This window comes from Streptomyces sp. NPDC004788 (assembly GCF_053601115.1).
The window spans coordinates 1-11,534 of sequence record NZ_JBSGBF010000025.1; the positions used below are offsets into that span (position 1 = coordinate 1).

Here is an 11,534-nt window from a genome sequence, read left to right on the forward strand (position 1 = left end):
GAACAAAATGGGCGAGGGCTGGTCCTGGATCCAGCGCGAGGACAGCGCCGCCGTGTGCGCGTCCATGCGCTCGGCGGCCAGGATCGCGGCGGCCGTGTCCGCCCGGGAGGCGGCGACGACCAGCGCCCGGCCCGCCAGCGCGTGCGCCTTGCGGTGCAGTGCCTCGGCGGGCGCGCCGGTCAGCCCCGCGTGCCGCGCCGGGGGCGCGCCGCGCAGCCTGGCGACCTGCCGGGCGATGAGTTCGCCGGCCTCCGTGTCGCCGAGCTCGTCGGTGACGGCGAGCAGGGCGGCGAGGTGGCCGGCGAGCTGGATGTCGAGCTCCTCCCCGCGCGAGCGGTGCGGGTAGGTGCTGCGGTTCTGGTCGTCGTCGGCCATCCGGTGGACCGACTTGGTGCGGATCGGTTCGTACATGGGATGGCCTCCTGCAGTAGCTCTGGAGGCATCCTAGCTTGGATTCAATCTAAAGTTGAGCCGAGTCCGGAAAGGGCGGGTCAAGAAACGGGGCCGGGAACCGCCGAGCGGGCGCGTCAGTGCTGGCTGTAGCCGTCCAGGAAGCGGCCGATCCGCGTCACGGCCTCCGCCAGGTCCGTGGCGTTCGGCAGGGTGACGATCCGGAAGTGGTCCGGCTCGTGCCAGTTGAAGCCCGTCCCGTGCACCACCATGATCTTCTCGGCCCGCAGCAGGTCCAGGACCATCTGCCGGTCGTCCTTGATCTTGTAGACGGCCGGGTCGAGCCGCGGGAACAGGTACAGCGCGCCCTTCGGCTTCACGCACGTCACGCCCGGGATCTGCGTGAGCAGCTCGTACGCCACGTCCCGCTGCTCCAGGAGCCGCCCGCCCGGCAGCACCAGGTCCTCGATCGACTGGCGCCCCTGGAGGGCCGCGGCCACCGCGTGCTGGGCCGGCATGTTGGCGCACAGGCGCATGTTGGCCAGGATCGTCAGACCCTCGATGTACGAGGAGGCGTGCGCCTTCGGGCCGCAGACCGCGAGCCAGCCGGAGCGGAAGCCGGCCACCCGGTAGTTCTTGCTCATCCCGTTGAACGTGAGGACGAGGAGGTCCGGGGCGATGGCGGCGGTCGGCGTGTGGGTGGCGCCGTCGTAGAGGATCTTGTCGTAGATCTCGTCCGAGCAGACCACCAGATTGTGCCGGCGGGCGATCTCGGTCAGGCTCCGCAGCATCTCGTCGTCGTAGACGGCGCCGGTCGGGTTGTTCGGGTTGATGATCACGATCGCCTTGGTGCGGTCGGTGATCTTGCGCTCGATGTCGGCCAGGTCCGGCATCCAGTCCGCCTGCTCGTCGCAGCGGTAGTGCACGGCCGTCCCGCCCGCGAGCGACACCGACGCCGTCCAGAGCGGATAGTCCGGGGCCGGGACGAGCACCTCGTCGCCGTCGTCGAGCAGCGCCTGCATCGACATCTGGATCAGCTCGGAGACGCCGTTGCCGAGGTAGATGTCCTCGACCGAGAGCGGGATGCCCTTGGTCTCGTAGTGGCTCATGATCGCGCGCCGCGCGGACAGCAGGCCCTTCGCGTCCCCGTATCCGTGCGCCTCGGCGAGGTTGCGGAGCATGTCCTCGAGGATGGCCGGCGGACACTCGAAGCCGAAGGCGGCCGGGTTTCCGGTGTTGAGCTTGAGGATGCGATGACCCGCGGCCTCAAGCCGCATCGCCTCTTCGAGCACCGGGCCCCGGATTTCGTAACAGACGTTGGCGAGCTTCGTGGACTGGATCACCTGCATGACGAGAGCTTACGGCGGGGCGCGGCGGGGCGCTCCGTGTTTTGGGACACGTCGGACATCGAGCCGACCCGGGAGCGGGGCGTTCGTTTGTCCTTAATGCGACGCGGCTCGCACACCGATGTCGTGCTCCCTACAATCCCTGCCCATGAGCCACCAGGACAACAGCGTCTTCCTCGACACCTCGGGCCGACGGCGGCGTGCCGTGCGCTGGGCGGTGGCGGTCGTCGGAGCCGGCTGCCTGGGCTTCCTCGGCGTCGTCGTCGCCGGCGTCTTCGGCGCTGGGCCGACCGGTGGACCGCTGCACTGGCAGGACGACGACCGGCCCGCACTTCCGAAACTGATCGAGTCGCAACCGGGCGGCGGCGACTCCGGCGGCTCCGGTGACTCCGGGGCGGACGGTTCGGCGAAGGGCGCGCCCTCCGGGTCGCCGAGCGCCACCGCCACGCCGAGCGCCACGCAGACCTCCGCCCCGGCGAAGACCGCCGCTCCCGCGCCGACCGCGGCACGCACCACCACGGCGCCCCCGCCCGCCCCGACCGCCACGTCCAACGGTCCGGGCAAGGCGGGCAGCGCTCCCGGCGCGACGAAGCGACCGAAGTGACGGGCGCGCCGTACGGGGACCCGAACCCGTACCCCGACCCGGATCCGTACCCGGCGGCCCCGGACCCGTACCGGAACCCGTACCCGGGCACGGACCCGGGCTCCCAGGGCCTCCCGCACCCGTCGTACGAGGGGAGCGGGCCGTACGGGCCGTCCCAGCAGCAGCCCCCGTACCAGCCGTACGAGCCGCAGCCGGCGCATCAGCCGTACGAGCCGCCGGCGCATCAGCCGTACGAGCCGCAGTCGGCGCATCAGCCGTACGAGCAGCCGGCGCACCAGCCGCACGAGCCGCAGCTGGCCCACCAGCCGTACGAGCAGTACCCGCAGTCCCCGTCGTACCCGAGTGCCGGACAGCCCGCCGCCCCCGGCCCGTACGAGGACCCCGCCCCGCGCCCCGCCCCGCGCCCGGCCCCCGACGACCAGGCCGCCGGCCGGCGCCGCCCGCAGCCGCCGGTGGCGCGCGCGGGCAGCCATGCGCGCCGCCGCGACCCGCGGTCCCACTGGCTGGTGCTCTGCCTCACCCTCGTCGTCGCCGCGACCGCGCTCGTCTTCGCCGGATACGGCCGCCACGAGATCGCCGCCACCGGCGGCGCCCCCACGGCCGACTGCGTGCCCGCGCCCACCGACGTCCGCACCGGTGAGCCGGTCCTGCGGGTCGACGGCGACGGCGTCGTGCGCAGCGCCGCGCCCCCCGACGGCACGGTCGCGCTCACCTACGACGGCGGCCCGAGCCCCGACTGGACCCCGCGCCTCCTCGACGTGCTGGCCGCCCACCACGCCAAGGCCACCTTCTTCCTCACCGGCTCCGAGGCCGCCGCGCACCCGGAGCTGGTGCGGCGGATCGTCGCCGAGGGGCACGAGGTCGGCTCGCACACCTACACGGACGCGGAGCTCGGCCAGGTCTCGGCGGCCCGGGCCGACCTGGAGCTCTCCTTCACCCAGAACGCGCTCGCCGGAGCCGCCGGCCTCGGCACCCGGCTGCTGCGCCTGCCCCACACCGGCAGCCTCGACACGCTCTGCGACGACCAGTGGGAGGCCGGCCGGCGGGCCGCGGCCGACGGCTACGTCCTGGTGGCCGCCGACGGCGCCTCGGTCCGGCAGTACACGGGTTCGCCGCAGGCCGTCACGGAGACCGAGAAGCTGCTCGGCCCCGTCGGCCGCCACGGCAGCGGTTCGACCACCTACACGACCGTGGGCGCGGGGCTCGGCCTCGGCGCCACGACCTACCCCGTCTCCACCTTCGCCGAGTGGAAGGGCGCCGGCTTCGTCGCCGCCCAGGGCGTCTCGCGCTGGTTCTCCGACGCGATGACCTGGCTGCTCGGAGCGGCCGGCCTCATCACCGCCCTACGGCTCGCCCTCCTCCTCGGCGTGGCCCGGATCCACGTGCGCCGCACCCGCACCAAGCGCCGCCGGGGCGCCCCGCGCATGCCGCCGGTCACCGAGCCGGTGTCGGTGATCGTGCCCGCGTACAACGAGGAGGCCGGGATCGAGGCGACGATCCGGTCCCTGCTCGCCTCCACCCACGAGTACGTCCAGGTCGTGGTCGTCGACGACGGCTCCACCGACCGCACCTTCGAGATCGCCGAGTCCATCGACGACCCGCGCGTCATGGTGGTGCGCCAGCCCAACGCGGGCAAGGCCGCCGCCCTGAACACCGGGCTCGCCTGGGCGCACTTCGACATCATCGTGATGATCGACGGCGACACCGTCTTCGAACCGGACGCCGTGCGCCGGCTGATCCAGCCGCTCGCCGACCCGCGCGTCGGCGCGGTCAGCGGCAACACCAAGGTCGGCAACCGGCAGGGCGTCCTCGGCCGCTGGCAGCACCTCGAGTACGTCATCGGCTTCAACCTCGACCGGCGCATGTACGACGTCCTGGAGTGCATGCCCACCGTGCCCGGCGCCATCGGCGCCTTCCGCAGGGACGCCCTGGCCGGGGTCGGCGGGGTCAGCGAGGACACCCTCGCCGAGGACACCGACCTCACGATGGCCCTGTGCCGGGACGGCTGGCGGGTGGTGTACGAGGAGTCCGCCATCGCCTGGACCGAGGCGCCGTCCACGGTCAAGCAGCTGTGGAAGCAGCGCTACCGCTGGTGCTACGGCACCCTCCAGGCCATGTGGAAGCACCGCCGGGCCGTGGTGGAGCGGGGCCAGTCCGGCAAGCTGGGCCGCCGCGGACTGCTCTACCTCCTGCTCTTCCAGACCGTGCTGCCGCTGCTCGCACCGCTCGTCGACGTCTTCGCCGTCTACGGTCTGCTCTTCCAGGACGCCGGGCAGGCGGTCGGCGTCTGGCTCGCCTTCACCGCCGTACAGGTCGGCACCGCCGTCTACGCCCTGCGCCTGGACCGGGAGCGGTTCGAGCCGATCTGGACGCTGCCGCTGCAGATCTTCGTCTACCGCCAGCTGATGTACCTGGTCGTCGTCCAGTCCGTGGTGACGGCCCTGCTCGGCAGCCGGCTCCGCTGGCACCGCATGCAGCGCACGGGCACGGCCACGGAGACGCTGGACCGGGCGACGGCGGTCGGGTAGGTGCCCGGCGCCTGTCCCGGGCAGGTAGGTTTGCGCCCCATGTGGGTTTTCAGCACCGCCGGCTGCCGGTGGCTCGGCGCGGCCGGTTCGCTCGCCGTCACCGTCGGCGGCTGGGCCGCCGGGGCGCTGCCGGTCCGCGGCGGGTGGGGCCTGTGGCAGCCGCGCGCCTCGGGCGTCGAGACGGCCGGTGCGGTGCTCGCGTACCTCGGGCTGACGCTGCTGCTCCTCGCGTGGTGGCAGTACGGGCGGCAGCTCCTCACCGGAGCCGACGGCCGCCCGCTGCTCACCCTCGGCTGGTGGGCCGGGCCGCTGGTGCTCGCCCCGCCGCTCTACAGCGCCGACGTCTACAGCTACATCGCCCAGGGCGGGATGGTCCTCGAAGGCCACGACGTCTACGGCTCCGGGCCCTCCGTCCTCGCCCCCGGCGAGCTCGGCCACGACGCCGCCGCGAGCGTCGGCGGCCACTGGACCGACACCCCCGCGCCCTACGGCCCGGTCTTCCTCGTCCTCGCCCAGGCCGTCGTCAGGCTCACCGGCGGCCACATCCTGCCCGCGGTCCTGGGCTTCCGGCTCCTCGCCCTCGCCGCCCTCGCCCTGATCGTGTGGGCGGTACGGGGGCTTGGCGGCGGCCCCGGCGCGCTGTGGCTCGCCGCGCTGAACCCCCTTCTCCTCATCCACGTCGTGGGCGGAGTGCACAACGACGGCCTGATGATCGCCCTCGTGCTGTGCGGGGTGCTGCTCGCCGTGCGCGGGCGATGGGTGAGCGGCAGCGCGGTCCTCGGCCTCGCGATGATGGTCAAGTCTCCGGCGGCGGTCGCGCTGCTGTTCGTGGGCGTGCTCGTCGCGCGCCGCCGGGGCGTCCTGGCGGGGCTCGTGCTGCCCGGGGCGGTGGCCGGCGCGGTCGCCGCCGGCGCGACGGTGCTGGCCGGCACCGGCTTCGGGTGGCTGCGCACCCAGAGCGTCGCCGCCACCATCCACACGGCGCTCTCCGTCACCAGCGACGTCGGGTTGGGGCTCGGGCTGCTCGTCGGCGACGACCCGGAGCCGGTGAAGGGCGCGGTGCAGAAGCTCGGCCTGCTCGTGGCCGTCGCGATCATCGGCGTGCTGGCCCGGCGGGCCTGGAAGGGCCGGCTCGACGTGGTCCTCGGACTGGGCGTCTCGCTGCTCGTCCTGGTCGCGCTCTCGCCGATGGTCCAGCCGTGGTACGCGCTGTGGGGGACGTGCGCGGTGGCGGCGGTGGCGTGGGACGCGAGGCTCGGCCGGTTCCTGGCGGTGCTGTGCGGGGCGCTGACGTACGAGACGGCGCCGTCGGGGCATACGCCGGGGTACGGGTTCGTGCTGACGGGAGTGGCGCTCGCGGTGGGACTCGCGCTCACCCGAGGGACCCCCGGCCTCAGCGGGTCGATCGCCCGCGACGGGTGGTCGGCGCCCGCCTGATCGCCCGGCCCGCCAGTTCGTCCGTCCTCCGTCCGTCCTCGATCACGAAGCGGCCGTCGACCAGGACGTGCGGGATTCCGACCGGCCGTCCCCTCGGGTTCTCGTACGTCGCTCCCGACGCGACCGTCGCCGGGTCGAAGAGGACGAGGTCGGCGACGTATCCCTCCTTCACCAGGCCGCGGTCCGGGAGACGGAGACGGGCGGCCGGGCGCGAGGTGAGGTGCGCGACGCACTCCTCCAGAGTGAGGACGCCCTCCTCGCGGACGTAGCGGCCGAGGTACTCGGGGAAGGTGCCGTACGCGCGGGGGTGCGGCTTGGCGCCGTGGAGGATGCCGTCGGAGCCGGCCGTGTGGACGCGGTGGCGCATGATCGCGCGGACGTTCGTCTCGTGGCCGACGTGCTGCAGGATCGCCGTGCCGAGGCGGTCGGCGAGCAGCAGCCGGCGGGCCGTCGCCCAGTCGGGCAGGCGCAGGCCGACGAAGTGCGACAGCGCGGGGTCGGACACGCCCGAGACCTCGATCGTGCCCCACTCCACCGGCACGCCGTGGCAGCCGTCCGACCCGGCCACCTCCAGATCGTGCCGGATCCGCTCCGCCGTCGCCTCGTCCCGCAGCCGCGCGAGCAGCGCCTCCGGCCCGCCCTCGTGGGCCCAGCTCGGCAGCACGGCCGCCAGCGTCGTACAGCCGGGGGTGTACGGGTAGGAGTCGAGGCTGAGGTCCGCGCCGCCCGCGAGCGCCGCGTCGAGCAGGGCGAGCAGCTCCGGTGCCCGCCCCTCGTTCACGGCGAAGTTCATCGTGGCGTGGGCCAGGTGCAGGGCGCAGCCCGCGTCCGCCGCGAGCCGCACCATCTCCTCGTACGCCTTCAGCGCGCCCGCCCCGTAGGAGCGGTGGTGCGGGCAGTAGTAGCCGCCGTACCGCGCCACGACCCGGCACAGCTCGGTGAGCTCGGCGTCGGGCGCGTACATGCCGGGGGTGTAGGTGAGGCCGGAGGACATGCCGACCGCGCCCTGCTCCAGGCCCTCGGCGACCAGCCGCCGCATGCGGTCCAGCTCGGCGTCGGTCGCGGGCCGGTCCTCCCAGCCCACCGCGTACATCCGTACGGTGCCCTGCGGGACGAGGTACGCGGCGTTCACCGCGATGCCCCGGCCTCCGTGCGCCCGGTCGAGACGGTCCAGGTACTCGCCGACCGTCCGCCAGTCGAAGTCGACGCCCGCGTCGCCCGGACCGCCGCCGTTCCAGCCGGCGATCGTCCGGCGGACCTCGTCGAGCGTGCGGTCGTCCACCGGCGCGTACGACAGGCCGTCCTGGCCGAGGACCTCCAGCGTCACGCCCTGCGCGGCCTTCGCGCTGTGGTCCGGGTCGCGGAGCAGCGCGAGGTCGCTGTGGGCGTGCATGTCGACGAAGCCGGGGGACAGGGCGAGCCCCTCGGCGTCGATGACGCGCCGGGCGGAGGGGCGCTGGCAGCCGGCCGCCGCGCCCTCCTTGACGATCGCGGCGATCCGCCCGCCGGCGATCGCGACGTCGGCGCGGTAGGAGTCCGCGCCGCTGCCGTCGACGACCTCGGCGTCCTGGAAGACGAGATCCACCGGGGGCTCCCGGGCCTAGAAGAACGTACGGATGTAGTCGACGACCGTGCCGTCCGCCTCCACCAGTGGGATCAGCTGCCACTTGTCGAAGGACGTGCACGGGTGGGACAGGCCCATCCCCACCCAGTCGCCGACCTCCACGTCCGCGCCCGGCTCCGTGTGCAGCCACGCGTGCTGGTCGGAGAGCGCGGTGACCGTGACGCCCTCGGCCGGCCGGATCTCGCCGGTGCGCCCGTCACGCACCACCTGCGCCTCGGGCAGGTGCAGGTCGTGGGCGGCGTCGCGCTTGCCCGCGTTGGTGAACGCCTGCTCGGCGTTGGGCCGGGACAGGACCTGCGACCAGAGCCGGAACGCCGGCTGGAGCGCGCCCTCCTCGGGCACCCGGTTGAACGGCGTCCGCTCCCGGTACTGGCCGTCGTCGTGGGAGACGTACGCGCCCGAGCGCAGCAGCTTCAGGACCGGCCGGGAGAGCTCCGGGATCCCGGCGAAGACGTCGGCCACCGTGTCGAACCACTCGCTGCCGCCCGCGCTCACCACGATCTCCGGCAGGTCGGGCGCGAACCGGCCCGCCTTGTCGAACGCGACCGCGAGCCCGACCAGCCGGTCCAGCCACTCCCGTACGAGCGCGGCGTCGGCCTTCGGCATCGTCGCCTCGTACCCCGCCACGCCCCCCAGGCGGAGCCGGTCCGTCGCCGCCACGGCGTCGGCGACGGCCTCGCACTCGGCCTCGGTCCGCACGCCCGTGCGCCCGGCCTCGGCGGCGCCCAGCTCGACCACGACGTCCACGGCGCGCCGCGCGCCGGCCGCGCGCAGGGCCTCGTCCATCAGCTCGACGCCGCGGACGGAGTCGACGTAACAGACGAGGTGGAAGCCGGGGTCGGCGTCGAGTTCGGCGGCGAGCCAGCGCAGCGCGACCGGGTCGACGACCTCGTTCGCGAGGAAGATCCGGGCCACGCCGTGCGCGCGGTAGACGCGGACCTGGTGGGGGACGGCGGCGGTGATGCCCCAGGCGCCGTGCTCGATCTGACGGTCGAAGAGCTGCGGGGCCATGGAGGTCTTGCCGTGCGGCGCGAAGGCCAGGCCGTGGCGCTCGGCGTACGTCTCCAGGAGGCGGAGGTTGTGCTCGACGGACTCGGCGGAGAGGGCGAGGACCGGGGTGGTGAAGCCACCGGTGAAGAGGTTGCGGCGCTGGGCGGCCAGCTCACCGACGGTCAGGCCCTCGGCGTCGGGCGGCAGGGCCTTGAAACGGTGGTCGACGACCTCGTTCGCCAGGTCGGGCATGGGGGTCTCCTCTTCCCGCCGGGCGTTGCATCATGCGCAACACCCGTTGCGTATGTCGCTTGTGGCTGTCTAGCATCCGGGCCGAGGCCGGGTCAACGACAAGGAGTTCTCCAGTGACCGGAACCCCGTCGCACGGCGATGCGCCCGACGTCGTCTGCCTCGGCGAGTCCATGGTCGCCTTCCTGCCCAACCGGCCCGGCCGCCTCGCCGACGTACCCGCCTTCGACCGCGCCGTCGGCGGCGCCGAGTCCAACGTCGCCTGCGCGCTCGCCGCCGCAGGGCACCGGGTGCGGTGGGTGGGACGGGTCGGTCGGGACGGCTTCGGCGACCACCTGGTCGAGGCGATCCGTTCGTACGGCGTCGACGTCTCCGCCGTCGTCCGCGACCCGGACCGCCCGACCGGCGTCTACTTCCGCACCGCGACCGACCGGGCCGAGGCGGGTCATGAGGTCGCCTACTACCGGGCGGGGTCGGCCGCGTCGGCGATGTCGCCCGAGAACGTGCCGTACGAGTCGGTCGCGGCGGGTCGCGTGCTGCACCTGTCCGGCATCACCGCCGCGCTGTCGGACTCGTGCCTCGCCCTGATGCGCGAACTGACCGCTCCCCGGCCCGGCCGGCCGCTCGTCTCGTTCGACGTGAACTTCCGGGCGGGGCTGTGGGCGGGACGGGAGGACGCCGATCGGGTGCTGCTCGAGCTGGCGCGGAGCGCGGACATCGTGTTCGTGGGGGCGGACGAGGCGCGGGTGGTGTGGGGCCTGAAGAGCACCAGGGCCATCGCCGACGCCGTCCCCGGCCCGGAACTCCTCGTGGTCAAGCTCGGCAGGGGCGGGGCCATCGCGTTCGACCGCAGCCCCGAAGCCCGCGCGGACATCGCGGACGCGGACGGCACCGCCACCCACGTCCCCGCGCCCCGCGTCGACGTCGTCGCGCCCACCGGCGCCGGCGACGCCTTCGCCGCCGGGTTCCTGTCCGCGACCCTGCGCGGGCTCGACGTGAAGGCGCGGTTGCGGCACGGGCATTGCACGGCCGCCGCCGCCCTCGCCGTTCCGGGCGACGTCGTCGTACCGCCCCGCCGCGCCCACGCCGACCGGCTCGCCGCGCTCGACGACGCGGCCTGGGGGAGACTGCACCTCGGCCCCGGCTGGACCGGGGAGGACCTGGAGGTACGTACGCGATGAGCCAGACCGTCGACCGCGCGCTCAGCATCCTGCCGCTGCTCGCGCAGGGGCCCGCCGACCTCGGGCAGGTCGCCGAGCGGCTCGGCGTGCACAAGTCGACCGCGCTGCGGCTGCTCCGTACCCTCCACGAACACGGCCTGGTCCACCGCCAGCAGGACCAGCGCTACCGCCTCGGCGCCCGCCTCTTCGCGCTCGCGCAGGAGGCCGTCGAGAACCTCGACGTCCGCGAGATCGCCCATCCCCACCTCGCCGCGCTCAACGAGCGGACCGGTCACACCGTCCACCTCGCCGTCCTGGAGGAGGGCGAGGTGCTCTACATCGACAAGGTCGAGAGCCGCTACCCGGTGCGCATGTACTCCCGGATCGGCAGGCCCGTCGCGATCACCGTCGCCGCCGTCGCCAAGCTGCTCCTCGCCGACCTGCCCGAGGCCGAGCGCCGCGCGTTCGCCGCCGGGCTCGACTACCCGATGTACACGGCCCGTTCGACCCCGAACGCTGCCGCCTTCCTGAAGGAGCTGGCGACCGTACGCGCCCAGGGCTGGGCCGCCGACCTCGGCGGTCACGAGGAGTCGATCAACTGCGTCGCCGCGCCGGTCCGCGGAGCCGACGGCCGGGTCGTCGCCGCGCTGTCGGTGTCGGCGCCCAACGTGGTCGTCACGGCCGAGGAACTCCTCGCCCTGCTGCCGCTGGTGCGGCGCACGGCCGACGACATCAGCGACGACTACTCCGGTACCGGTACCCCTCACCGCAAGGACAGCGCATGACCGACAAGATCGCCCTCACGCCCGCCACCCACACCACCCCGCCCGCGAGGTTCTCCCACGGCGTGCGGAAGGGCAACATCCTCCAGGTCGCCGGCCAGGTCGGCTTCCTCCCGGCGGTGGAGGGCCGGGCCCCGACCCCGGCCGGCCCGACGCTGCGCGAGCAGACGCTCCAGACCTTCGCCAACATCAAGGCGATCCTGGAGGAGGGCGGCGCGAGCTGGGACGACGTGATGATGATGCGCGTCTACCTCACCGACGTGGACCACTTCGCCGAGATGAACGAGATCTACAACCAGTACTTCGAGGAGCAGGGCCTGAAGGCCCCCGCCGCGGCGCGCACGACGGTGTACGTCGGCCTGCCGGAGGGGCTGCTCATCGAGATCGACGCGATGGCCGTACTCGGCTGACACCCTCACAGGAA

At 73.8% G+C, this 11,534-nt stretch carries 10 protein-coding genes; 6 read left to right on the top strand and 4 right to left on the bottom strand.

All coding sequences use genetic code 11. The annotated features are described in order from the left end of the window. Positions 1-411, bottom strand: a 411-nt coding sequence (locus tag ACWEJX_RS13890; RefSeq protein WP_451607677.1) for an SCO4983 family protein, incomplete at its 3' end; no start/stop codon positions are given. Positions 412-527: 116 nt separating this feature from the next. Continuing rightward, positions 528-1,739, bottom strand: a complete 1,212-nt coding sequence (locus ACWEJX_RS13895) for a pyridoxal phosphate-dependent aminotransferase (RefSeq protein WP_451607678.1) — start codon at positions 1,737-1,739, stop codon at positions 528-530. Positions 1,740-1,884: 145 nt separating this feature from the next. Here ACWEJX_RS13895 and ACWEJX_RS13900 point away from each other — a divergent pair, with 145 nt between their 5' ends. From ACWEJX_RS13900 to mptB, 3 genes are read left to right on the top strand one after another with little or no spacing between them, the layout of a single operon-like run. After that, on the top strand, positions 1,885-2,340 hold the full coding sequence (locus tag ACWEJX_RS13900) for a hypothetical protein (RefSeq protein ID WP_451607679.1): 456 nt from the start codon (positions 1,885-1,887) through the stop codon (positions 2,338-2,340). Next, entirely contained in the window at positions 2,337-4,868 is a 2,532-nt protein-coding gene (locus ACWEJX_RS13905; RefSeq protein WP_451607680.1) for a glycosyltransferase, read from the top strand. The genes ACWEJX_RS13900 and ACWEJX_RS13905 overlap by 4 nt, the downstream gene beginning before the upstream one ends. Before the next feature lie 39 nt (positions 4,869-4,907). After that, positions 4,908-6,305, top strand: coding sequence for a polyprenol phosphomannose-dependent alpha 1,6 mannosyltransferase MptB (mptB, locus tag ACWEJX_RS13910; protein ID WP_451607681.1), 1,398 nt, complete (start codon positions 4,908-4,910; stop codon positions 6,303-6,305). On the opposite strand, the gene ACWEJX_RS13915 is transcribed toward mptB, so the two are convergent. Next, complete coding sequence (locus ACWEJX_RS13915; RefSeq protein ID WP_451607682.1) at positions 6,262-7,890, bottom strand: N-acyl-D-amino-acid deacylase family protein; 1,629 nt, start codon at positions 7,888-7,890, stop codon at positions 6,262-6,264. The two genes, mptB and ACWEJX_RS13915, sit on opposite strands and share 44 nt — an antisense overlap. Before the next feature lie 15 nt (positions 7,891-7,905). Further along, complete coding sequence (locus tag ACWEJX_RS13920) at positions 7,906-9,171, bottom strand: alanine racemase (protein WP_451607683.1); 1,266 nt, start codon at positions 9,169-9,171, stop codon at positions 7,906-7,908. Between the two features lie 32 nt (positions 9,172-9,203). Here ACWEJX_RS13920 and ACWEJX_RS13925 point away from each other — a divergent pair, with 32 nt between their 5' ends. The 3 genes from ACWEJX_RS13925 to ACWEJX_RS13935 are packed head-to-tail and all read left to right on the top strand — an operon-like array spanning position 9,204 to position 11,520. After that, positions 9,204-10,349, top strand: a complete 1,146-nt coding sequence (locus ACWEJX_RS13925) for a sugar kinase (RefSeq protein WP_451607684.1) — start codon at positions 9,204-9,206, stop codon at positions 10,347-10,349. After that, a complete protein-coding gene (locus ACWEJX_RS13930; protein ID WP_451607685.1) occupies positions 10,346-11,113 on the top strand; it encodes an IclR family transcriptional regulator in 768 nt (255 codons plus the stop codon). The genes ACWEJX_RS13925 and ACWEJX_RS13930 overlap by 4 nt, the downstream gene beginning before the upstream one ends. After that, positions 11,110-11,520: a RidA family protein gene (locus tag ACWEJX_RS13935; protein WP_451607686.1), complete on the top strand. Its 411-nt coding sequence runs from the start codon at positions 11,110-11,112 to the stop codon at positions 11,518-11,520. The genes ACWEJX_RS13930 and ACWEJX_RS13935 overlap by 4 nt, the downstream gene beginning before the upstream one ends. The last annotated feature ends 14 nt before the right edge of the window (positions 11,521-11,534 follow it).